This is a genomic window from Halomonas sp. AOP7-B1-5 (genome assembly GCF_052353045.1).
Taxonomy (GTDB): Bacteria; Pseudomonadota; Gammaproteobacteria; order Pseudomonadales; family Halomonadaceae; genus Vreelandella; species Vreelandella colorata.
The window spans coordinates 55270-77394 of the sequence record NZ_JBQTDC010000018.1 but is presented as its reverse complement, the minus strand read 5'-3'; the positions used below and the strand labels follow the sequence as shown (position 1 = coordinate 77394).

At 52.9% G+C, this 22125-nt stretch carries 20 protein-coding genes and 1 other RNA gene; 12 read left to right on the top strand and 9 right to left on the bottom strand.

The window, feature by feature from the left end:
- Nucleotides 1-209 precede the first annotated feature (209 nt).
- Both ACT3XD_RS10795 and ACT3XD_RS10790 read left to right on the top strand, forming a co-directional pair.
- On the top strand, nt 210-881 hold the full coding sequence (locus tag ACT3XD_RS10795) for a glutathione S-transferase (RefSeq protein WP_192537991.1): 672 nt from the start codon (nt 210-212) through the stop codon (nt 879-881).
- A gap of 17 nt (nt 882-898) precedes the next feature.
- Nucleotides 899-3499 carry an EAL domain-containing protein gene (locus ACT3XD_RS10790; protein ID WP_412767944.1) on the top strand — a complete coding sequence of 867 codons (2601 nt, stop codon included), beginning with the start codon at nt 899-901 and terminating at the stop codon, nt 3497-3499.
- Nucleotides 3500-3564: 65 nt separating this feature from the next.
- Here ACT3XD_RS10790 and nhaD read toward each other — a convergent pair whose 3' ends face one another.
- Entirely contained in the window at nt 3565-5040 is a 1476-nt protein-coding gene (nhaD, locus tag ACT3XD_RS10785) for a sodium:proton antiporter NhaD (RefSeq protein WP_192537990.1), read from the bottom strand.
- A gap of 541 nt (nt 5041-5581) precedes the next feature.
- Between nhaD and ACT3XD_RS10780 the strand changes: the two genes are divergently transcribed.
- The gene (locus ACT3XD_RS10780) at nt 5582-6550 is read left to right on the top strand and encodes a TAXI family TRAP transporter solute-binding subunit (protein WP_192537989.1); all 969 of its coding nucleotides are present in this window, start codon (nt 5582-5584) and stop codon (nt 6548-6550) included.
- A gap of 85 nt (nt 6551-6635) precedes the next feature.
- Nucleotides 6636-8426: a TRAP transporter permease gene (locus ACT3XD_RS10775; protein WP_192537988.1), complete on the top strand. Its 1791-nt coding sequence runs from the start codon at nt 6636-6638 to the stop codon at nt 8424-8426.
- A gap of 29 nt (nt 8427-8455) precedes the next feature.
- Here the strand turns inward: ACT3XD_RS10775 and ACT3XD_RS10770 are convergent, their stop codons facing one another.
- The 3 genes from ACT3XD_RS10770 to ACT3XD_RS10760 form a co-directional block, all read right to left on the bottom strand.
- A complete protein-coding gene (locus tag ACT3XD_RS10770; protein WP_192537987.1) occupies nt 8456-9001 on the bottom strand; it encodes a hypothetical protein in 546 nt (181 codons plus the stop codon).
- A gap of 60 nt (nt 9002-9061) precedes the next feature.
- The gene (locus tag ACT3XD_RS10765) at nt 9062-10021 is read right to left on the bottom strand and encodes a calcium/sodium antiporter (protein ID WP_192537995.1); all 960 of its coding nucleotides are present in this window, start codon (nt 10019-10021) and stop codon (nt 9062-9064) included.
- A gap of 123 nt (nt 10022-10144) precedes the next feature.
- A complete protein-coding gene (locus tag ACT3XD_RS10760) occupies nt 10145-11170 on the bottom strand; it encodes a CNNM domain-containing protein (RefSeq protein ID WP_192537986.1) in 1026 nt (341 codons plus the stop codon).
- A 366-nt stretch (nt 11171-11536) separates the two neighbouring features.
- On the opposite strand from ACT3XD_RS10760, the gene ACT3XD_RS10755 reads away from it, so the two are divergent.
- On the top strand, nt 11537-12238 hold the full coding sequence (locus ACT3XD_RS10755; RefSeq protein WP_192537985.1) for a metal-binding protein ZinT: 702 nt from the start codon (nt 11537-11539) through the stop codon (nt 12236-12238).
- 22 nt (nt 12239-12260) lie between these two features.
- Here the strand turns inward: ACT3XD_RS10755 and ACT3XD_RS10750 are convergent, their stop codons facing one another.
- Nucleotides 12261-12416 carry a hypothetical protein gene (locus ACT3XD_RS10750; protein ID WP_192537997.1) on the bottom strand — a complete coding sequence of 52 codons (156 nt, stop codon included), beginning with the start codon at nt 12414-12416 and terminating at the stop codon, nt 12261-12263.
- On the opposite strand from ACT3XD_RS10750, the gene ACT3XD_RS10745 reads away from it, so the two are divergent.
- Nucleotides 12415-12786: a lysozyme inhibitor LprI family protein gene (locus ACT3XD_RS10745; protein WP_225736138.1), complete on the top strand. Its 372-nt coding sequence runs from the start codon at nt 12415-12417 to the stop codon at nt 12784-12786. The two genes, ACT3XD_RS10750 and ACT3XD_RS10745, sit on opposite strands and share 2 nt — an antisense overlap.
- Nucleotides 12787-12994: 208 nt before the next feature.
- On the top strand, nt 12995-14356 hold the full coding sequence (locus ACT3XD_RS10740) for a GntP family permease (RefSeq protein WP_192537983.1): 1362 nt from the start codon (nt 12995-12997) through the stop codon (nt 14354-14356).
- A 182-nt stretch (nt 14357-14538) separates the two neighbouring features.
- Here ACT3XD_RS10740 and ssrA read toward each other — a convergent pair.
- Both ssrA and smpB read right to left on the bottom strand, forming a co-directional pair.
- Nucleotides 14539-14917, bottom strand: a transfer-messenger RNA (tmRNA) gene (ssrA, locus tag ACT3XD_RS10735).
- A 45-nt stretch (nt 14918-14962) separates the two neighbouring features.
- On the bottom strand, nt 14963-15454 hold the full coding sequence (smpB, locus tag ACT3XD_RS10730) for an SsrA-binding protein SmpB (protein ID WP_087108742.1): 492 nt from the start codon (nt 15452-15454) through the stop codon (nt 14963-14965).
- Nucleotides 15455-15580: 126 nt separating this feature from the next.
- Between smpB and ACT3XD_RS10725 the strand changes: the two genes are divergently transcribed.
- Entirely contained in the window at nt 15581-16015 is a 435-nt protein-coding gene (locus ACT3XD_RS10725) for a type II toxin-antitoxin system RatA family toxin (protein ID WP_192537982.1), read from the top strand.
- The gene (locus tag ACT3XD_RS10720; protein ID WP_192537981.1) at nt 16005-16316 is read left to right on the top strand and encodes an RnfH family protein; all 312 of its coding nucleotides are present in this window, start codon (nt 16005-16007) and stop codon (nt 16314-16316) included. The genes ACT3XD_RS10725 and ACT3XD_RS10720 overlap by 11 nt, the downstream gene beginning before the upstream one ends.
- Nucleotides 16317-16320: 4 nt before the next feature.
- Here ACT3XD_RS10720 and ACT3XD_RS10715 read toward each other — a convergent pair whose 3' ends face one another.
- Nucleotides 16321-16791: an outer membrane protein assembly factor BamE gene (locus ACT3XD_RS10715; protein ID WP_192537994.1), complete on the bottom strand. Its 471-nt coding sequence runs from the start codon at nt 16789-16791 to the stop codon at nt 16321-16323.
- Between the two features lie 72 nt (nt 16792-16863).
- On the opposite strand from ACT3XD_RS10715, the gene fur reads away from it, so the two are divergent.
- Complete coding sequence (fur, locus tag ACT3XD_RS10710) at nt 16864-17316, top strand: ferric iron uptake transcriptional regulator (protein ID WP_018917582.1); 453 nt, start codon at nt 16864-16866, stop codon at nt 17314-17316.
- Nucleotides 17317-17439: 123 nt separating this feature from the next.
- Here the strand turns inward: fur and recN are convergent, their stop codons facing one another.
- A complete protein-coding gene (gene recN / locus ACT3XD_RS10705; protein WP_192537980.1) occupies nt 17440-19113 on the bottom strand; it encodes a DNA repair protein RecN in 1674 nt (557 codons plus the stop codon).
- A 229-nt stretch (nt 19114-19342) separates the two neighbouring features.
- Here recN and grpE point away from each other — a divergent pair, with 229 nt between their 5' ends.
- Entirely contained in the window at nt 19343-19972 is a 630-nt protein-coding gene (gene grpE / locus ACT3XD_RS10700) for a nucleotide exchange factor GrpE (RefSeq protein WP_192537979.1), read from the top strand.
- A gap of 129 nt (nt 19973-20101) precedes the next feature.
- Nucleotides 20102-22033: a molecular chaperone DnaK gene (dnaK, locus tag ACT3XD_RS10695; RefSeq protein ID WP_192537978.1), complete on the top strand. Its 1932-nt coding sequence runs from the start codon at nt 20102-20104 to the stop codon at nt 22031-22033.
- Nucleotides 22034-22125 lie beyond the last annotated feature (92 nt).

The following is a 22125-nucleotide window of genomic DNA, read 5'->3' as shown; positions in this document are numbered from 1 at the left end:
AGCTTGAGAAGATGTGGTTAGTGGCGCGTTTACAGATATTTTGGCGCGCCTGCGGCGTACGTCGAACATAAATTTGTAATGTAAGTCTTTTTTACTTAGATATTTACTCCCTGGTAGGCAACGCTGCTAAGCTGAATATGCTTGCAAGAAAAAGGATAACGGGCGCGGGCGCAAGGCCTGCATAGCACGTCGCTTCCATGGAGTATTATATGATCCACGTTCATCATTTGGAAAAGTCGCGTTCTCATCGAATTTTATGGCTTCTAGAGTTGCTAGAACTAGCGTATGAAATACATGTTTACCAGCGCGATCCTAAAACCCAGCAAGCGCCTGAAGCATTAAAAAGTATTCATCCTTTAGGTAAATCGCCAGTTATTACGGATGGCGAACTTGTGGTCGCAGAGTCTGGTGCCATTATTGACTATCTAATACAGACTTATGGTAATGGCCGTTTGCAACCTTCTCTTGATAAAACTCATGACTGGGTGGATTATCGGTATTGGCTACATTATGCCGAAGGTTCCTTAATGCCTTTATTAGTTATGCAGCTGGTTTTTAAGCAGGTGCCTAAACAGTCTCCGTGGTTTATTAAGCCGCTGGCTAAGGGTATCGGTGATACGGTTAGTCAGCGCTTCTTAAATCCTCAGCTCAAGCAACATCTGAGTTTTATCGAAAATCACTTAGTCCAAAAAGGTAGCTTTGCGGGTGAGTGGCCAAGCGGTGCTGATATCCAAATGAGCTTTCCGCTTCAGGCCATGCAGGCAACAAGATCTTTGGCTGCATATCCGGCCATTACCGGTTTTGTTGAACGCATTGAAACCAACCCTGCCTGGCAGCGGGTGGTTGAGCGTGCCGGGCCACTTACCATGCCTGGCGAGTAATCCTTATTATGCTCGCGATGTTTGTTTCCCGGGAAATGCTACGTTTGCCTAAATACGGGATGGCGGTACACCGCCCTCGGCGATGGGCTGTCACGGCAGGCGTATTGCTTGGGTCATGCGGCCTCGCTTTTTCGAGCCTGGCTAATGAGACCTTGTTGGTGGGGGCCTACCACAATCCCCCCAAGCTATTTGTCGACGATAGGGGGAAGCTGCGGGGCATTTTGGGTGAGCTGCTTGAAGCGATTGCCAAGCAAGAGGATTGGCAGCTGGAAACCATCGCCTGTGAATTTCAGCATTGCCTTAACCTGCTTGAGCAGGGCGACATCGATCTCGTGCCTGATGTCGCCTGGAGTGAAGAACGTGCTCAACGCTTTACGTTTCATAGTGAACCCGTCATGCACAGCTGGTCGCAGCTCTATCAGCACGAAGGCGAGGGCGTTGAGGCGATTCTTGACCTTGAGAACAAGCGTATTGCGGTAGTGCAGGGATCTATTCAACAGAATTATTTGGCAGCGGTAACGGAGCGCTTTGATGTGATGGTCTCCTGGATGGCTGTCGATAGCTATGCGGAAGGCTTCCAGGCCGTCGCAATGGGGCAGGCTGATTTGGCGGTCTCGGATCACCTGTTTGGCGATTGGCGCGCGCATAATTACGGGCTGTATGAAACGGCGATTATCTTTCAGCCGATTCGGCTTTTCTACGCAGGCTCGCCTGCCTTATCGAATGTAGTGTTGGAACGTATTGACCAAGTGCTGCGCCGCTGGAAGCGGGATCCTCATTCTGAGTATTTCAGCACGTTGCGTGCCTGGCGTGCTGAAGCGCAGCCGCCCGAAGCTATCCCCGTTTGGTTATGGTGGTGTCTTTGGCTGCTGGCCACTTTTTGCATTATCGTGCTGGGCGGTGCGCTGTGGCTTAAACGGCGCATGGCGTCTAACAGAGAGCAGCTCAACGCCAATAAAGTAATGCTGGCAACCATTTTGGATAGCGTTGATGCGTATATCTATATTAAAACGCCGTCCCTGCGTTATCAGTTTGTAAATCAAAAGGTGAGCGAGCTATTTGGTTTACCGGCAGAGCAAATCCTGGGCAAAAGCGATAACGACTTTTTTGACAGTACGACCGCGCACGAAATCGCTCAGGTCGATCGCAGCGTAATGGAGTCAGGTAGAAAGGTCACCATTGAAGAGAGCAATGTCCTGCGAAGCAGCGATCAGGTGCGCACTTTCTTAACCATCAAGATGCCATTGGCATTGTCGCCGGGTGCGCCTGCCAGCCTGTGCGGTATTTCAACCGAGCTGACGGACTACCTGGAAATGCAGTCACGCACTAATCATCTGGCATTTTATGATGTGCTGACAGGGCTACCCAATCGGCGTTTATTGATGGAGTCGCTGACCTGGGAGATCGAACAGGAAAATACCACGCGCCCGTATAGCGCCCTGTTAGTGATCGACCTGGATAACTTTCATTTGGTCAACGATATACAGGGCCACGAAAGTGGCGACCAGCTGTTAATCGATGTTGCCAAGCAGCTGCGCCAGTACTTACCCGAGGGCGCGGTGCTGGCACGCTTCAGCGGCGATGAATTTGTCGCCCTCCTGGCAAGACTCGGCGAGCATCAAGCAGAAGCAGCTCTGAGCGCTGAGCGTGCCGCCAGACAGTTGCTGGACGCCGTTGCCCAACTGCGTGTTAACCGCTCGTTACCGGTTAATGCAAGTATCGGCATTGCGCTGTTCGATGGTGCCGATCACAGTATGAACAGCGTGCTACAACAGGCCGACCTGGCGTTACAGCAGGCTAAGACGGCGGGCGGCAGCACGCTGCGCTTTTTTAATCAGGATATGCAAACGAGCCTCATTGAGCGGACCAACCTTGAAAGCGATTTACGTCACGCTCTGGAGCGCAAGGAACTGGCACTGCACTATCAGGTGCAGGTTGATCATCAAGGTAAAACGACCGGGGTAGAAGCGCTTTTACGCTGGTATCACCCTCAGCGTGGCTGGGTGCCGCCATCCACCTTTATTCCTCTGGCGGAAGAGAATGGACTCATCGTGCCCATTGGTTACTGGGTGCTTCAGTCTGCCTGTGAACAGCTTGCCAAATGGGCCAATCAAGCCTCTTATGCGGCGTTAACCATTTCCGTTAACGTTAGCTCTGTCCAGTTTCAACAGCCTGAGTTTGTACGCAACCTGGAGGGCCTGCTTGCCCAGACCCAGGCACCGCCAGGGCGGCTGGTCTTGGAGGTAACGGAAAGTCTGCTAATGCGCGAGCCAACACGCGTACGCAATACGATGCTTAAATTGCGCGCCCAAGGTATTCGCTTTGCCATTGATGACTTTGGCACGGGTTACTCTTCGCTTAGCTACCTTAAACGGCTGCCTCTGGATGAGCTGAAAATTGATCAATCGTTTATTCGCGAACTGCTAACGGATAAAGCCGATGCGGCGATTGTCGATACCACCATTCTCCTGGCGGTGAGCCTGGGGTTAACCGTGGTGGCGGAGGGCGTAGAGAAAAAAGAGCAGTTGGATTGGTTAAAAGGTCATGGCTGTTACCGCTACCAAGGCTATCTTTTTGGACGGCCCACGCCCATCGAATACTTATTTGAAAGCTATTAAAAGCGATAACGCCCCGGTTCAGGGCGTTATGCGAAGAGGAAAGCCGAGCCAACAGAGGACGCGTATTAATAGTTGAGAAAGCTTTCTGCGTTAAGCCACAAATGAACCGCAATACTGGCGATATAGCCCAACGCAATAACCGGTGCCCAGCGCAAATGGCCCATAAACGTATAAGAGCCCCGCGCCTGCCCCATTACCGCAACGCCTGCGGCAGAACCGATGGAAAGCAGACTGCCGCCTACCCCGGCGGTTAGCGTAATCAGCAGCCAGTGACCGTGCGACATTTCCGGCTGCATGGTCAGAACGGCAAACATCACCGGAATGTTATCGACCACGGCGGAAACCACCCCAAGCACAATGTTGGCCCAGGTAGCATCCCAATTTGTATAAAGCATGTCGGAAAGCAGGCTCAAATAGCCCATAAACCCAAGACCGCCCACGCACATGACCACGCCGTAAAAGAATAGCAAAGTATCCCACTCGGCCCTCGCCACGCGGTTAAAGACATCAAACGGTACCACGCTACCCAACTGCGCCAGCTTCTTGTTATCACCATGACGACTGTAGCGTTCACGCTTACGCTCCAGCGAGCGGGGTAGACTTTTGCGTAGGTAGAAGCCGAAGAATTGAAGGTAGCCAAGCCCTGTCATCATGCCAAGCACCGGTGGCAAATGCAGGAACGTGTGGCAGATAACCGCCGTTAAAATAGTCAGCAAAAAGAGTACGATAATCCGCCTTGCGCCACGCTTTAGCTGAACATCTTCATACACGCTGGTGGGCTTTTGATTCTTAATACACAGGCTCATTACTATTGCAGGAATCAAGAAATTAACCAGAGAGGGTAAAAAGAGCGTAAAGAACTCCTGGAAATGGATAATCCCAGCCTGCCATACCATCAGTGTGGTGATGTCGCCAAAGGGGCTAAACGCCCCTCCGGCATTGGCGGCGACGACGATATTGATACACGCCAAATTGATAAAGCGCTTATCGCCTTCAGCAACCTTGGTGATTACTGCACACATGAGAAGTGCTGTGGTTAAGTTATCGGCAATTGGGGAGAGGACAAAGGCTAGCCCACCGGTCAGCCAGAATAGCGTGCGATAGCTAAATCCTTTACGCAGCATCCAGGAGCGTAACGCGTCGAACACCCGACGCTCTTCCATGGCGTTGATATAGGTCATCGCGACCAGCAGGAACAGCATTAGCTCGGTGAACTCTAAAAGCGTCATACGAAACGCGTATTCTGACGTGTCAGACATGCCGTTTTGAACGTACACCCAGCCAATAAGACACCAGATAATCCCCGCCGCCACCAAGACCGGCTTGGACTTGCGCATATGAATCTTTTCTTCCGCCATCACCAGGGCATACGCGAGTACAAAAATCGCGACGGCAAAAAAGCCAACGGCCGATGAGGTTAAATCGAGCTCGCCGGTGACTGCCAGGGTCGAGGTGCTATAAAACGATAGCAAAGCGGCTAACAAAAAAAGCCAGCGACGAGAAACCCGTGGCTGGCCTGGCTCATGATGCTGCGTCAACATAGTGTATTATCCTTTTTTAAGTTTATTAGAAGGCATTAATGATAGAGGTAGATGTAACAACCCGTTTGGCTGCTAAAGACAAAATAAAATCAAAAAAAGCGGTCACTAAACGATGATGGCTTTTTTATAAATTATCCGTTTTGTTAACAGTAAGTTACTTAATAAATATCTGTGCCGTTTAGCAATGAATAAGTGTCACGCTGCTATTGCTGAATCATCCCATGATAATGAATGGATAATAATAAGACGAAGGGTTAATAAAACGAACGTTTAATGACGTTTTATATTAGCATCCATTTTTATTAATTTTATGTAGACGTTGGGCTGGTAGTTTCCAGGTCAGACCGCTTGTATGACGGGTAGTCTCAGGGCGAGCGTCGGCCAGTCCATTTTAGGCCTGAGGAGCGTTCCTGGCGGGCACTTTACATGCTATGTTGGCTGAGCCAGATGCGGCTCGTAGCCTGGCTTGTTGAGATACGCCACACCTTCAGCGCGACAAAAAAATCAGACCATTAAGGTCGCTGAATATTAGGAATTGCCCATGCTCCCTTTTCTACGCTCTGCTCTATGTACGCCTTTACTGGTTGTCACCACACTTTCACTAAGTTTCACGGCCCAGGCGGATACACGGGTTACTTATAAATCTGCTACGGCGGGGACCGCCTATTATCAAATGGGCGTGGAGTTATCTGAAGCCATCCGCCAGGGTACGAATGATGACATCGTTCTTACGCTGGAAGAGAGCCAGGGTTCGGTTCAAAACGTAATGGAAGTGATGGCGCGTCAGGGTAACTACGTTTTTACCACGCCTCCGGCTTTAGTTGAGCAAGCAATGGCCGGTGAAGGGCCGTTTGCCGAACGCCAGAACCCGCGTTTTCAGGAGATTCGTGGCCTGTTTCCCATCCCCGCAATTACCATGCACTTCATCTTGGCGGAAGATACAGGCGCTGTAGGTATTGAGGCGCTTGAAGGCAAGCACCTTCTAATCGGCCGCGGCACCTTCGGCGCTCGAGAAGCCGAACGCTACCTAAGCCTGTTCGGGTTGGAGGAGAATGTGCAGATAGCGGATGCTGCGCTAGGCAGTGGCCCCGATGCGCTGAAAAACGGTCAGATTGATGGGTTTGTAACGGCCAGCTCCTATCCAACGCCCAATATCATTGAAGTGGCCGCCAGTATGCCGATTGCGATGGTGAGCCTCACCGATGAGCAAATCGAGATGACCTGTGCAGCGCGCCAGACCATCCCTGGTGGCACTTATCCCGGTATTGATGAGGATGTACAGACCACCTCGTTGCCGGTCATGGCGTATACCACATCACAAATGGATGACGATACTGCCTACATGCTGACGAAAACCTTTTGGGAGCGCCGTGATGCCATGGCTGAAGAAGCTGCATGGTGGAATGGCATATCCCCTGAGCAGCTCGCCAATATGACAGGGACGCTGCATCCTGGTGCTTTGCGTTATTACGACGAAGTCGGTGTCGAGGTTCCTGAGTCGCTACGTTAATTCTCTTCTAAGCAGTGCCGACGCCACGAAGCGCTCTTCGTGGCGTCGCTATTTATTGATGGTTAGTTTTCAACAGGCATAAGGCATGACTCTTTTTTCAACGGCAACATCAAGCGATAAGGCTCCTGCCGCTCGTGGCTGGGTAGCGCTGGGCAGCTTAAGCGTGGCCTTTCATCTGGGACTTATCTTTTACGGTTTGACCCCGGCGCTGATTAGCCGGCCGCTGCATATGGCGCTACTGCTGCCGTGGGTGTTGATCTTTATGGCGAAAACGCCTTGGCAGCGGGCAAGTGGTTGGATACTAACAGCGCTAGGTGTCGCGGCGTGTGGCTATATCGCGCTTAACGAAGCGGCGCTTGCCAATCAGTACGGGTTTATCGACAGCCATCTGCAAATGGCTATTGGCGTTTTTCTAATCGCGTTGGCACTTGAGGCGGCTCGGCGAGCCATTGGTTGGCCGCTGCCGTTGGTGGCATTACTTGCCTTGCTGTATGGCGCCTTAGGGCAGCATGTTCCCGGTACATTTGGTCATCCGGGTATTCCCCTACAGAGCATGGTGGGTACGCTTACCATTGCCGAAGGTGGGCTCTGGGGGTCGCTGACCGGTGTCAGTGTAGGCGTTGTCGCGATTTTCGTTATTTTTGGCGCGGTGCTTAACGCGGGCGAGGCAGGCCAAGGGTTTATGAATCTGGCAAGTGCTGTGGCGGGCCGATTAACCGGTGGCGCGGCGAAAGTCTCGGTGATCTCTTCGGCGCTGATGGGGTCCATTTCCGGGTCGGCCTCCGCCAATGTGGCGTCTACCGGGGCCATTACCATTCCTTCCATGGTGCGTTTGCGTTATCCGAAATCCCTGGCAGGGGCGGTGGAAGCCGTGGCCTCCTCGGGTGGGCAAATCATGCCGCCCTTGATGGGAGCGGGGGCTTTCGTCATGGTGGAGCTCACTGGAACCCCCTACACACAGATTATGGCGGCGGCTGTTTTACCGGCGTTTCTTTACTTTCTAACGGTCTGGATGGGGATTAATGCTTACGCGACTCGGCATGATTTGCAGCCTTTGGATAAAAGCGATCAGCCCAGCCGTAAAGAGGTGCTGATTACCTCGCTATTTTTTGCGGTCCCGTTTGTGTTGCTGCTGGCGTGTATTTTTATCAGCGGATACACCCCTCAGTATGCGGCGAGCATTGCCATTTTCGCCAGTTTGGCCCTGCTGTTTTTTAACGTCACACTGCGTTTTTCTCTTTCCGGTTTTATAACCCGATTTATGCTTGCCATGGTGACCGCTGGGCGGCAGATTGCGATGATTGGCGCGATTATTATTTGCGCCTCGCTGGTGATAGGCGTGCTGTCGCTGACTGGGCTTGGGGTAAAAATTACCTCCGGTATCCTGTCGCTTTCCAACGATATGCTGTGGCCGGCGCTGTTGTTGACGGCACTGGCGTGTTTGATTCTGGGCATGGAAGTCCCCACCACGGCCGCCTATGTCATTTGTGTCTCGGTGGCGGGGCCTGCATTGACATCGCTGGGGCTTGAGCCGTTACTCGCGCACTTGTTTGTCTTCTGGTATGCGCTACTGTCGACGATTACACCGCCGGTGTGTGGTGGTGTCTTTATCGCGGCGGGCATGGTGGGAGAGAACTGGCTTAAGGTAGCGTTGAAGGCCATGGCGCTGGGCATTGGGCTTTATATCATTCCGTTAGCAATGGTCGCTAATCCTGACATGATTCGGCTTGCCTTTGACCCCGCTGGTGCGCTGTTCGATACCGCCAAGGTGGCCATAGGCTTGGGGGCGATCTCCTTTGGCATCATTGCCCATAAAGCGCTCTGGCTGCGCCTGGCGCTTGTGGTGGTGGGCGCGCTGATTATCTTCGCACTCTAGCTTGCCGGGTTCGCCGCTGCCAATACACGCTATAAATGCAGCGGCGAATCCTCATTCAGCGCTTCGGTGGCGTAGATAACCCAGCTATCAATGGCCGGTCCTAGCGAGCGTACCAAGGTTAGCGTATCAGGTGCCTGGGCCAGTGCTTCTTCTGCACAAATACCGGCCTGATAACGACCTTCAATCAATCCATTGGCAACGTCGACGGTTGTCGGTGCCTCAATGATCGTCTTGAACGCGCTTAAATCAGTGTAGTAACGCGTGGCAGGCTGAAGCGCGATATGTTCTGGTTCGGAAGCATCACGACGGGCGAGCAGCGCCAGCGGCTTACTGCCCGCAATAAACGTATCGACTGGAAAGGCGCGATGCATATAGCGACCTACGCAGTCGGCATGGCTGAAGTGGGCCGTACATTGCAGTACATGGGTTAGTTCTCCGGCCAGCAGTGCCTCGAAAGCCGCCTCAAACGTGTCGAAGAAAATGCATTGGCCGCCTTGCGGTGCCCGACGCTTGAGATAGTGCCCAGCAATCAACGCATGATTGTTGCCTTCAGGCCCCAGAGTACCAAGGATCATTGTGCTTCCTTATGCCTTTAATGCCGTTATAGTCGAGCGCAAGCCGTTGTCGTAAAAAGCCTAACTAATCACCGTAAAACTGGCCGCTAAATACGCTATATATCCTACCAGGAGCAATAACCCCTCACCACGTGATAAACGTAGGCCGGTATAGAGGAAAGCAATCAGCAGCGCAGAGGCGCCCAGCATTACCCACTGGTCAAAGGATGCCATGCGCTCAACAAGCGGTAGCGGCTGAAGAGAGGCGGAGATGCCCAGTATGCCGAGTAAATTAAAGATATTGCTGCCCAGAATGTTGCCCACTGCCACATCAGCATGACGCCGCAGCGCCGCGATCACTGATACCGCGAGTTCAGGTAGTGAGGTGCCGATAGCCACGATGGTAAGCCCGATAACCGCTTCTGAAATCCCCAGCGCCTGAGCAATGCCGACGGCGCCATAAAGCAGCAATTGGGAGCCGCCGATCAGTAGAGCCAACCCGCCGATTAAAGCCACCACGATAAACATCGTGCTGCTGGGCAGTTGGGTCACTTCTTCTGCCTCGGCCGTGTGTAGCTCGGCAGAAGGGGAGTGCTGGCCGCTTTCGCTGCGGTAGGCCCATACCAGATAAGCCGCCAGGCTTGCGAGTAGCACCGCTGCATCGAAACGCCCCAGGCTGCCGTTAAACGCTAAAAGAATAAACAGCCCAGTGGCGAGCATCATTACCAACCCATCGCGCTTAAGCGCTTGGGGCTGGGTGGTCAGCGGGCAGATAAGTGCACAAAGGCCCAGAATCAACAGGATATTGCCGATATTGCTGCCGACCACATTGCCAATCGCAATGTCGGGCTGCTGGTTCATGGCGGCATGGATCGAGACCACCAGTTCAGGCGATGAGGTACCAAAGCCGACAATCACCAATCCGGTAAACAGCGGTGATACGCCCAGCCGTTTGGCCCCGGCGACGGCGCCGCGAATCAATCCTTCGCCACCTAGCGTTAAAAGCACAATACCGGCTAATAAACTCAGTCCATAAAGCAGCATAAAGGGCCTCCACCATGTAGCCTAAGCGCTTATTGTTAGTGACTATAAGCGTAAACTCGGTACGTGGCGAGACACATTATTTTTCAGCCATAGGGGGTTAAAATATTCGCTAAGGGTCAGCTAGTGAAGGGGCGTATCGGACGTTACTTGCTTGAGCCAACGCTGCTTTGCATGGTTTCTAAGGTTCTGAATTTTATCCGTTTCATCCACAATATCCTGACCCAAGATCGTTTCGATAACGTCTTCAAGGGTAATAATGCCAAGCCATGTCCCATGTTCATCATGGATCACACGCATATGGTGACGGCTGGTTAGCATGTCGGTAAATACCTGCTCAACGCTTGCGCTATCGGCGATGGTCCCCATTGGGTGCATCAACGTTTGCATGGTTTGGCCTGGCTCGGCGTGATAAACATCAAGCTTGTGTACATAGCCTAACGCCTGCTCGTTTGCATCCATCACAGGGTAGCGCGTAAAAGAGAGCTTGCCGAAGCGATCATCGAAAGCGCTCACCGTCATTTCTGGGGTGACCGTTTCACTGACGGCGCGTGGTGTCATCGCCTTGGTCACCGGAATCTCATGCAGATTAAGGATATTAGTGATCGTGCGTGTTTCATCATTATCCATCACTTTTTCCTCCAGGCCTGCGCGCGCTAATACTTTTATTTCACTGCGCACATCAATGCCTTCATCTGCCTCACCCAGCCGTTGAGTAATCATTTTTGATAGCCAGATAAAGGGCATTAACACCACCATTAAGGTATTCAAAATAGGAGGCAGAAAAGGAGCCAAACGGCGCCAGTAGTTGGCACCTAACGTTTTAGGGATAATTTCTGAAAATACCAGAATGAGAATGGTCATAACTGCCGAGGCGACAGCGACATACACATCCCCAAATACAGCGGCTACCTGAGCGCCTATCCCCGTCGCGCCCGCCGTATTAGCGATAGTGTTAAGCGTTAAAATGGCCGCAAGCGGGCGGTCGATGTTGGCTTTTAATGTATCAAGTGCTTTATGTAATTTAGGACGCTCTTCTTTAAGCTGAGCAATATAGCTTGGTGTAATCGACAGCAATGAGGCTTCAAGTATCGAACAAAGGAAAGAAGCGGAAATAGTTAAAATAACAATGATTGTTAAGAGCACCATATATAATGTCTCGCCAAATAAAGAGAGCGTTAAGCTCTTTATAGTTAAGCTGTTTTGACTGTCAATGAAATGGCGCCGACTTCTAATTTATGTTGTTTTAATAAAAGCTATATAACGCATAACTTCTTCGAAAATGATTTCTACTTCGACCAAGTTTGGCGACTGGTTGACTAGTGATAATTGCTCCGTTGTGCTTGCTGGACCTGGCATGGCCGGTACGATGATGGTCGACCCGCTTGCCGCCAAGAAGCGTTAGGTGCTTTAACGTTTCAGGCCAACATGCTTTGTTTGATTTATGTTATGTTATAGTGTATCTTTTGTGCTGATTTAAGAACCATTCATTCTCTGAAAAAGGAAGTCTGAAAAATGCCATTACTTTCATCAAAAGCACTCAGCGCCTTAGCCATCAGCTTGCTGGCATTGGCGGGTATTCAGCCGGTGGTTGCAGATGACAAGCATGAACACCACGACCATGATCATGGCCACTCTCATGATCATTCGCACGATCACTCTCATGACCACGACCACAACAGCGATATCTACTCCGGACATTTCAGTGATGACCAAGTGGCGGACCGCCCGCTATCCGACTGGGAAGGCGATTGGCAGTCCGTCTATCCCTATTTAGAAGATGGTACGCTGGATGAGGTATTTGCTCATAAAGCCGAGCATGGCGATAAAACGGCTGAAGAGTACAAGGAGTACTACGACACCGGTTACCAAACAGCGGTTGACCGTATCATTATTGAAGGCAATAACATTACCTTCTACGAAAACGGCGAAGAGAGCACGGGCGAGTATCAATACGACGGCTACGAGATTTTAACCTACGACGCAGGCAATCGTGGCGTGCGGTTTATTTTCGAGTTAGAGGGTGAGAGCGCTGAAAATCTTCCTCAGTACATTCAATTCAGCGACCACGCTATCTACCCAACCGACGCGCATCACTTTCACCTTTACTGGGGCAATGATCGCGAAGCACTGCTGGAAGAAGTCTCTCACTGGCCGACCTACTACCCGTCCGATTTAGACGGTAATGAAATCGCTGAAGAAATGACCGCTCATTAAGGTCGAGCCACCTTTTTTATAACTAGTCGACGGGCGCCAGCAGAAATGCTGGCGTTTTGCCGTTATGGGCGCATGAAAAGAGGCTAACCTGTAAGGCAGATAGCGTTCTTGTTACCACGTTGGCTTTATCCACCAGAATAGGTACGACGATGCGACTACTTTCACGATGGGCAGGCATGGGGATTTTGATCCTCAGCGGCTTGGTAAGCGCTAATGAAGAGTGTGTTAGCCCTGAAACCCAAGCGGAAATGACGCAGTGTTCAGCGAAAACGTATCAAGCGGCCGATGATGCGCTTAATGAGGCTTATCAGACATTGATTGGAAGGCTTGATAGTAATGCTTTATCGCTTGAAAAGCTCAGAGTGGCCCAGCGCAAGTGGATTGATTTTCGTGACGCCGAATGTGCGTTCGAGAGTAGCGCGGTCGAAGGGGGAAGCGCCCAGCCCATAGTACGTAATAGCTGCCTTGAAGCGCTCACCAAAGCACGTACGCAAAGCCTGCAAGAGCATGCCAGCTGCGAAGAGGGCGACCTTAGCTGTGTAAGGTAAGTAAGTGCCAAGGCGGTTGTTCGATACGGAAAAGCACCTCGGCTGAGGGGGGGTAAATAGCGGTTGTTGAGGTATATCGTTCTCTGCGACAGCCTACTCCTCTCCTTATTGTGTACGCCCTCGCGCCGCTTCGGGTACATTGTGCTGGCTTGCTTAGGTAAGCAGGGATATGCGTCACGTTGAATAAACAACTGCTTAGGGGAATATCATGGGGCTGGTTTTAATATTACTCATAGTGGTGGGGCTCATTGTACTTGCCACCAGCAAGTGGAAAATACATCCCTTCCTGGCGCTGCTGGGCGCGGCCTTTATCGCTGCCTTTGCGTATCGGTTACCCATAGATACGGTCGTCAGTACGATCACCTCAGGATTTGGCGGAATTCTGGGCTATATAGGCCTCGTAATCGTGTTGGGAACTATCATCGGAGTGATTCTGGAGAAAAGCGGGGCGGCTATTACCATGGCCGATTTCATTATTGCCCGGCTAGGGGACCGCTTTCCTACGCTTACGATGTCGATAATTGGCTATATTGTCTCGATCCCGGTCTTTTGCGATTCCGGATTTATCATTCTCAATTCGCTCAAGGAGTCGCTGGCTAAAAAGCTGCATACCTCGTCGATTACGATGAGCGTAGCGCTGGCTACCGGCCTTTATGCCACGCACACCTTTGTGCCTCCAACGCCGGGTCCTATTGCAGCGGCAGGCAACTTGGGACTTGAGTCTAACCTTGGATTAGTCATTGCTGCGGGTATTCCCATTGCTGCGGTCGCCGCCATTGCGGGTATGTTTTGGGCGAAGCGCTTTGCGCATACGGCTCCCGACCTGCACGACATGTCTCAGAAGCCAGATGAGCAGTGGCAAGACTGGGAAACGCTTAAAGCCAGTTATGGCCGCTTGCCCAAGCCTATGGCAGCGTTTGCCCCTATCGCCGTGCCTATTTTACTCATTTGTATCGGAACGATTGCCCGCCTACCGGCAGCACCGGTTGGCGAAGGTACGGCAATGGAAGTACTCAGCCTGCTTGGCCAACCGTTAACGGCTTTGCTGATTGGTCTACTGCTTTCCTGCGCGCTGTTAAAAAGCGATGACAAGGTCGCGGAGTTCAGCGAGCGTATTAGCGAAGGTATCCTGGCAGCGGCGCCGATTTTGCTGATTACCGGTGCCGGTGGTGCCTTTGGTGCCGTGCTCAGCGCTTCGCCGCTGGGCGATTACTTGGGCAGTACGCTATCAACGCTGGGTATCGGTATTTTGATGCCGTTTATCGTCGCGGCCGGGCTGAAAACAGCCCAGGGCTCTTCAACCGTTGCGCTCGTGACGACATCTGCATTAGTAGCCCCAATGCTCGACTCGCTAGGCTTGGGGAGCGATATCGGCCGTACACTCACGGTGATGGCCATCGGGGGAGGCGCCATGACGGTCTCGCATGCCAATGATAGTTTCTTCTGGGTCGTCTCGCGCTTTAGCCGTATGAGCGTAGGGTTAGCCTACCGGGCACAGACGATGGCGACGCTCGTTCAGGGTGTTACTGCAATGCTCCTGGTTTACGGACTATCGTTGATACTGTTGTAAGTAGCAGCGACTGTTTTATATCTGCGTTGCCCTTGGCTACACGTAACCTTGTGGTCAGGGGCTAATGTCGATACGAGGTGATTGGGCAGCTACGTCTAACACGTGTTAAATATTTATTGGGAGTTTTTGTATATTCCAGATACAAAAAAAGCACCGCTAGGTGCTTGATTTGTAGGGGTGTCTGGTGGAGGCGGCGGGAATTGAACCCGCGTCCGCCAGCACGCGCCTATTGGCTCTACATGCTTAGATTTCGTCATTTGTTTTAACGCCACTGACTCCGACGATCAGGATTCAGCAACGCGAGCCTTCTAAAGTTTAACGCTTGGCGAGAAGACACCACCAAACGCGGTCCTATCAGCTTTAGCTCGTATCCCCTCAATGATGAATAGGCACATCACCTTGGGGCCAGACAAGAAGCTAACAGTTTAAGCTGCTAGCGCGCCTTGAGCGTAGTTTTCGTCATTTGCGACTATTTTTTCGTGATGTGGGATTTACGAGATACATCACGCTCTCGGCATGCACCGCAAGGGTTGTCACCGGCGTCGAAACCATGTCGCCCCCTTCTTTCAGATGACCATTCTAACGTGCTCACACCTGATTGACCAGTTAAGCCTTGTTATGTTCCCGCATAATTCGTCCTTTTTGACGGCTCCAGTCACGATCTTTTTCTGTCGCCCGCTTGTCATGCAGCTGCTTACCGGTCACCAGCGCCAATTCACACTTCACCTTATTGCGCTTCCAGTAGAGCTTAAGCGGCACGCAGGTGTGGCCCTTGTCTTGGGTAATCGAAAAGATTTTGGCGATTTCTTTACGATGCAGCAGTAGTTTGCGTGTGCGGGTAGGGTCGGCAATTTCATGAGTGCTTGCTGTATTAAGCGGCATGATGTGGCTGCCAAGCAGGAAGGCCTCGCCGTTACGCACCAGAATGTAGGTGTCGGTAAGCTGAGCTTTACCCGCACGCAGGCTTTTGACTTCCCAGCCGGCGAGTGCCAAACCCGCTTCAAAGGTCTCATCGATATGGTATTCGAATCTTGCCTTCTTATTCTGGGCAATAACGCTGCTGCCGGGGCCCTTGCTGTTACCTTTCTTAGTGGCCATGAAACCTCATCTATAATCTGTCGGTGGCACCCCCTTCGTTATATGGGGAGGCGTGATACCATTCAAGGTCTGAATAAATGTTTCCCATGATACGCTTTGGGCACTGTGAAGTCAGCGGAGAGGTCAATGCCAACCGTCAATCGTTCCGCCCTGGTGCGGCACACCCCCCAGCAAATGTTCGATCTGGTCAACGATTTCGAACACTACCCCGAGTTTTTGCCGGGCTGCAGTCGGGCACGCTTACTTGAGCGTGACGAAACCCATTTAATCGGGGAAATGACTCTGGGTCGCGCGGGGGTGGAGCAAACCATCACAACGCGTAATGACCTGTTTACACCAGAACAAATTGAAATGTCGCTGGTGAAAGGGCCGTTTAAACGCTTAAAAGGGCGCTGGCTGTTTACCCCGATGGGGGAGAATGCCTGCAAAGTCAGCCTGGAAATGGAGTTTGAATTTGCCAGCCGTCTATTAAGCATGGCTTTTGGGCGTCTGTTCCAGCAAATTGCTGGCCAATTAGTAGATGCCTTCACCAAGCGCGCTGACGAGCTGTATGGGCGATAACAGCCTGCCGGTAGAGATAGCCTTTGCATTGCCTGCCAAACAGCGCCTAGTGGCCTTACAGGTGCCTCAAGGCACGACTGCGCGCCAAGCCGTGGCACTGGCTAACTTGCCACAGCTCTTTCCCGAGCTGCCTGAAGATACGTTCACTAAGGCGCCGCTGGGAATTTTTGGCAAGGCGCTGCGCAACCCCGATACGCAAACGCTGCGTGCCGGGGATCGCGTTGAAGTGTACCGCCCGCTGCAAATCGACCCAAAGGCCGCCCGTTTGGAGCGCGCAAAGCGTCAAGCGAGCGGCCAGTAATTGTTTACTCGGAACGCAGGATGGGCTGAGGCGCAGGTGCCGTTTCAGGCGTTTGCGTCCGAATCCTCTCCTGGGGAAGCGCGTCTAGCGGGTCAGCGCCTTCTAGAGCAGGCCCAAGCCCCGTGTCTGTGCTGACCGGGATATCGCCCGAGAAATCGCCCTGCTGCTGTACATTGGATAAGCGGCCCGACGGGTCAAACGTCAGCGTAACGCGGCGTTGTTCAACACCACCGTACGCTTCGTCCAATCGATAGACGTAATCCCACTGGTTTGAATCAAACGGGGCTTCCAACAAAGGGCGGCCCATAACGTAGGTGACCTGCTCCTGCGTCATGCCCGGCTGAAGCTGGCTAACCATTTCTTTAGTCACCAGGTTGCCTTGCGGAATGTCACGTTTGTAAACACCAACGTAACTACAGCCACTTACGACGGTAAGGGCAACGGAAAGTGTGATGATGCGAGTCAATTTTTGCATTTGAGCCTGTTCTTCACTATCGTGGTTTCGGTCGATCATACCCGACCTAACCTGTTACTGCGAAGAGCAACCATGGCCGATCAGAACCATGAACTGCGCAAAGCCGGGCTGAAAGTGACCCTGCCGCGCGTCAAGATCCTTCAGATTCTCGAAAATGCTTCGGGTCAACACCACCTTAGCGCAGAAGAAGTGTATAAAACACTGATTGATGCGGGCGAGGATGTTGGCTTGGCAACCGTTTACCGCGTGCTGACGCAATTTGAATCAGCAGGCTTAGTAATTCGTCATAATTTTGACGGCGGCCATGCAGTATTTGAGATGACGCAAGAAGACCATCACGACCATATGGTGTGTCTAGAAAGTGGTGAAATCATCGAGTTTCTCGATGACATCATCGAACGACGTCAGCAAGAGATCGCCGAAGAGCACGGCTATGAGCTGGTCGATCACGCCTTGGTACTTTATGTGCGCCCTCGTGGGTCGGACGTAACGCGCCAGGTCAACGTGTCGATCAACAAAAAATAGACGGCTAATCCCAGCCAGCTATTTTTTAGCCACAGCCTAAAACCCCCATGCTGCCCCTGTTTAGACAGGAAGCGGAATGGGGGTGTTTTGCGTGGCTAATAATTATCGATGAGGCAGGTGCGATTAATGCGGGGGGCGTTGGCTGGCATGCAGCATTTCGCGAGCGTGCGCCAGCGTTTGGTCGGAAAGCTTCACCCCGCCCAGCATACGGGCAAGCTCGCTGATGCGGCCACGCTCGTCGAGTAACGCCATGTGGGTAAGGGTGGTATCGCGTTTAGCATGCTTTTCTATATGCAAATGTTGATGCGCTTGGGCCGCCACTTGGGGTAAGTGTGTGACGGTCATTACCTGACCATTTTCGCCCAGCTTGCGCAGCAACTGACCGACGATTTCCGCCGTGGCACCTGAAATGCCCACATCCACTTCATCAAATACCAGGCTTGGAATGGTCGAGTGTGAGGCTGCTACCACTTGAATCGCCAAGCTAATGCGCGAAAGCTCACCCCCAGAGGCAACCTTGGCTAACGGGCGTGCAGGCTGGCCTGGGTTGGCGCTAATTAAAAACTGCACGCTATCCAGGCCTTCAGGTGTCGGCGTTTCACGAGCGGAAACCGCCACCTCAAAGCGTGCCTTACCCATCGCCAAGAAAGCCAACTGTTGCTGTACTTCCTTACCTAGGCGCAGGGCTGCCTTTTGGCGGGCCTCGCTGATCTTCTTCGCGTCGCTGCGGTAGCGTTCACGGCACTCGGCCACCTGGTTGCCCAACGCCTCGAGGTCATCATCGCTGGCTTCTAGCTGAGCCACTTCCTGCTGAAGTTCTGTATGCAACGTGCAGACTTCTTCTGGCGCCACGTGATGCTTACGCGCTACGCGATGGATATCGGCCAGACGCTCGTCCACCCAGGCTAAACGCTCAGGGTCAAGCTCAGTGGTGCTGGCAAAGCGGTGCAGCTCGCTGGCGGCTTCTTCCACTTGAATACGCGCATCGCCCAGCATGGCAAGCGTATTGGCCAGCATGCCTTTATCGCTACCCGGTAGGGCGCTCAAGTGGGCATAGGCCTGATTGAGAAGTGACAGCGCGCCGCCGTCGTCGCTTGCGCAACAGTCGGCAGCAAGCTGCGTTTCACGCAGGGTTTCTTCGGCGTGGGCAAGCGTTTGCTGCTCCTCTTCCAGCGTCTGCAGTTCGCTTTCGCCGAGGCTTAGTTGGTCCAGCTCTTCTAGCTGGTAGCGCAGCAGTTGGCGTTTGGCCTCTACCTCGCTACCTTCTTCACTGAGTTTTTTAAGCCGCCGCCGGGCGGTGCGCCATTCGCGGTAGGTCTCTGATAGCTTGCTGCGCGCTTCATGCAAACCAGCGTAGTCGTCCAGCAGGGCCAGGTGCACTTCTTCGCGCATCAACGCCTGATGAGCGTGCTGACCATGTATCTGAATCAACTGCTCGCCGAGGGATTTCAGGTCGGTGATCGTTGCAGGCTGGCCGTTAATCCATGCTTTTGAGCGACCGCTTGCCGTCACCACACGGCGCAGAAGACACTCGTCTGTGGGCAGTTCGCGAGCGGCCAGCCATTCGACAGCCGCGGGCAGGCGCTGAATATCAAAGCGCGCAGAAAGATCGGTGCGCTCACGCCCGTGGCGCACACTGCCCGCATCGGCGCGTTCGCCAAGGCACAGGCCAAGGGCCCCTAGCAGGATGGATTTGCCGGCACCTGTTTCCCCAGTGATGGCAGTCATGCCGTGGGTCAGATCAAGCTCAAGGCGGTCGACAATGGCGTAATCTTGAATCGCTAGCTGAGTAAGCATGAGGCCCCCTGAGGCGGTGCGACGCAGAAGCTGGATACTTATCCAATGGTTGTTGTTTTATACAGTAGTCGATAACTCACTTCAATGCCCCCTCTTGAGATGGCTTTTATGGCCCCCATATAGCGTGCAGACGCATTTAAAACTTTTTATAAGCGCTTTAGTGAAAGCTTTTCTATCGGCATCGCAGGGCCCTGTAGTAAGGCCCCGCCGCATTTTTTAGGAGCATGGCATGGCAAAAGAACCGCAAACTCCGTTAGATGACGAGCTGGCCCGTCAAGAGCAAGAGGCCGAAATGACGGATCAAAACGTTGAAGAACGCCTGATCGACGGCGAACTTGAGGGGCTGATCAATGATGAAGCGCCGCTTGAAGGTAGCCTGAGCAACCCCGAAGCCGAAGTCCTGGCCGCTCAGGTGGAAGAGCTTGAACAGAGCCTTTCTGAAGCCAAGGATCAGGCGCTACGCGCGGCTGCCGAAGCGCAGAATGTTCGCCGTCGTGCCGAGCAGGAAGCGGATAAAGCGCGCAAATTCGCCCTGGAAAAGTTCGTCAAGGACCTGCTGCCCGTGGTGGATAGTCTGGAAAAGGCTCTTGAGTCCATGCAGGACGGCGCCTCTGATGTACACCGCGAAGGTGTTTCCATGACGCTGAAAATGCAGCTCGACGTGCTTAACCGCTTTGGCGTTGAAAGCATTGAGCCTCAGGGCGAGCCCTTCGACCCCCAGGTGCACGAGGCTATGGCCATGGTACCCAATCCCGAGCTTGAGCCGAACACCGTAATGGATGTGATGCAGAAAGGTTATCTGCTCAACGGCCGTTTGGTTCGCCCGGCGATGGTGGTGGTCAGCCAGAAGGCAAATTAAGCCTTGAGTGGCTAAAAGCGCAAAAAAAGCCCTTGAAAAGTTACTGGCGGCCCCCAGATAAAGGCCAACCCTGCGGGAATTCCCGCAAACGTTTTAAGTATTGAGACAACTGAATTCGAGGTTTTTGCTATGGGACGCATTATTGGTATTGACCTAGGTACTACCAACTCTTGTGTGGCAGTACTTGATGGTGACAGTGCTAAAGTTATCGAAAATGCTGAAGGCGGCCGCACCACGCCTTCCATTATCGCTTACACCGATGATGGCGAAACCCTGGTAGGCCAGGCCGCTAAGCGTCAGGCGGTTACCAACCCAGAGAATACGCTTTACGCCATCAAACGTCTGATCGGCCGTCGCTTCAAAGACGACGTCGTTCAAAAAGATATCAAGATGGTGCCTTACAAGATCGCTGAAGCCGACAACGGTGATGCGTGGGTAGAAGTCAAAGGCAAAAAAATGGCACCGCCGCAGGTAAGCGCGGAAGTGCTGAAGAAAATGAAGAAAACCGCCGAAGACTATCTCGGTGAAGCGGTAACGGAAGCGGTTATCACCGTACCGGCTTACTTCAATGACAGCCAGCGCCAGGCGACCAAAGATGCTGGCCGCATTGCGGGTCTGGACGTCAAGCGTATTATCAACGAGCCGACCGCAGCAGCGCTTGCCTACGGTATGGACAAGTCACGCGGCGACAAAACCATCGCGGTTTATGACCTAGGCGGCGGTACGTTCGATATCTCCATCATCGAAATCGCCGACGTTGAAGGCGAAACTCAGTTTGAAGTACTCGCCACCAACGGCGACACCTTCCTGGGCGGTGAAGATTTCGACTTGGCGCTGATCAACTACCTGGTTGACCAGTTCAAGTCTGACAGCGGTATCGACCTGTCTGGCGACAATCTGGCCATGCAGCGTCTGAAAGAAGCGGCCGAGAAAGCCAAGATCGAGCTTTCCAGCGCCCAGCAGACCGACGTTAACCTGCCCTACATTACTGCCGACAACACTGGCCCGAAACACCTTAACGTCAAGGTGACCCGTGCCAAGCTTGAGTCGCTGGTAGAAGAGCTGGTTCAGCGCTCGCTCGAGCCTTGCAAAATGGCTCTGAAAGATGCTGGCTTATCTGCCTCTGAAATCGACGAAGTGATTCTGGTCGGTGGCCAGACACGTATGCCGATGGTGCAGAAGAAAGCGGCTGACTTCTTCGGTAAAGAAGCGCGTAAAGACGTTAACCCTGACGAAGCGGTTGCCGTAGGCGCAGCGATTCAAGGTGGCGTACTGGGCGGCGACGTAAAAGACGTACTGCTGCTTGACGTTACCCCGCTGACCCTGGGTATCGAAACCCTGGGTGGCGTGATGACGCCGCTGATCGAGAAGAACACCACCATCCCGACGAAGAAGACCCAAACCTTCTCTACCGCGGATGACAACCAGACGGCCGTGACCATTCACGTCGCCCAAGGTGAGCGTAAGCAAGTGGCGCAGAACAAATCGCTGGGTCGTTTTGACCTGAGCGATCTGCCCCCGGCACCGCGCGGTGTTCCGCAGATCGAAGTGGCGTTTGACCTGGATGCCAACGGTATTCTGAACGTTTCAGCTAAAGACAAGGCGACCGGTAAAGAGCAGTCGATTGTCATTAAAGCGTCCAGCGGTCTGTCTGATGAAGAGATCGATCAAATGGTACGCGACGCTGAAGCCCACGCTGACGAAGATAAAAAATTCGAAGCGCTGGTACAGTTGCGTAACCAGGCTGACGGCATGATCCACGCGACGCGCAAAACCGTGCAGGAAGCGGGCGACAAAGCGACGGATGATGAGAAACAGGCCATCGAGACTGCGATCAGCGAGCTGGAAGAAGCCGTCAAAACTGACGACACGGACAACATTCAGCAGAAACTGGATGCGCTGACCGAAGCGTCTGGTCAGCTGGCGCAGAAGATGTACGCAGAGCAGGCTGAAGCCGCTCAGCAGGAAGGCGGGGAAGGCGCTGATAACGCCAACGCCAAGCCGGAAGACGACGTGGTTGACGCCGAGTACGAAGAAGTCAACGACGACAAAAAACAGTAAGATTCTCTTTCTGCCAAGGAAGAAGATAACGCGGGGGGATACCTCCCGCGTTGCTGTTTCCGCGGCTAAGACGCACATAGTTAGACGCGCAC

Bases quoted from the DNA above. Each gene is read 5' to 3' on its own strand.
- ACT3XD_RS10795 (WP_192537991.1), top strand. From the start codon at position 210: ATGATCCACGTTCATCATTTGGAAAAGTCGCGTTCTCATCGAATTTTA.
- ACT3XD_RS10790 (WP_412767944.1), top strand. From the start codon at position 899: ATGTTTGTTTCCCGGGAAATGCTACGTTTGCCTAAATACGGGATGGCG.
- nhaD (WP_192537990.1), bottom strand. From the start codon at position 5,040: ATGTTGACGCAGCATCATGAGCCAGGCCAGCCACGGGTTTCTCGTCGC.
- ACT3XD_RS10780 (WP_192537989.1), top strand. From the start codon at position 5,582: ATGCTCCCTTTTCTACGCTCTGCTCTATGTACGCCTTTACTGGTTGTC.
- ACT3XD_RS10775 (WP_192537988.1), top strand. From the start codon at position 6,636: ATGACTCTTTTTTCAACGGCAACATCAAGCGATAAGGCTCCTGCCGCT.
- ACT3XD_RS10770 (WP_192537987.1), bottom strand. From the start codon at position 9,001: ATGATCCTTGGTACTCTGGGGCCTGAAGGCAACAATCATGCGTTGATT.
- ACT3XD_RS10760 (WP_192537986.1), bottom strand. From the start codon at position 11,170: ATGGTGCTCTTAACAATCATTGTTATTTTAACTATTTCCGCTTCTTTC.
- ACT3XD_RS10755 (WP_192537985.1), top strand. From the start codon at position 11,537: ATGCCATTACTTTCATCAAAAGCACTCAGCGCCTTAGCCATCAGCTTG.
- ACT3XD_RS10745 (WP_225736138.1), top strand. From the start codon at position 12,415: ATGGGGATTTTGATCCTCAGCGGCTTGGTAAGCGCTAATGAAGAGTGT.
- ACT3XD_RS10750 (WP_192537997.1), bottom strand. From the start codon at position 12,416: ATGCCTGCCCATCGTGAAAGTAGTCGCATCGTCGTACCTATTCTGGTG.
- ACT3XD_RS10740 (WP_192537983.1), top strand. From the start codon at position 12,995: ATGGGGCTGGTTTTAATATTACTCATAGTGGTGGGGCTCATTGTACTT.
- smpB (WP_087108742.1), bottom strand. From the start codon at position 15,454: ATGGCCACTAAGAAAGGTAACAGCAAGGGCCCCGGCAGCAGCGTTATT.
- ACT3XD_RS10725 (WP_192537982.1), top strand. From the start codon at position 15,581: ATGCCAACCGTCAATCGTTCCGCCCTGGTGCGGCACACCCCCCAGCAA.
- ACT3XD_RS10720 (WP_192537981.1), top strand. From the start codon at position 16,005: ATGGGCGATAACAGCCTGCCGGTAGAGATAGCCTTTGCATTGCCTGCC.
- ACT3XD_RS10715 (WP_192537994.1), bottom strand. From the start codon at position 16,791: ATGCAAAAATTGACTCGCATCATCACACTTTCCGTTGCCCTTACCGTC.
- fur (WP_018917582.1), top strand. From the start codon at position 16,864: ATGGCCGATCAGAACCATGAACTGCGCAAAGCCGGGCTGAAAGTGACC.
- recN (WP_192537980.1), bottom strand. From the start codon at position 19,113: ATGCTTACTCAGCTAGCGATTCAAGATTACGCCATTGTCGACCGCCTT.
- grpE (WP_192537979.1), top strand. From the start codon at position 19,343: ATGGCAAAAGAACCGCAAACTCCGTTAGATGACGAGCTGGCCCGTCAA.
- dnaK (WP_192537978.1), top strand. From the start codon at position 20,102: ATGGGACGCATTATTGGTATTGACCTAGGTACTACCAACTCTTGTGTG.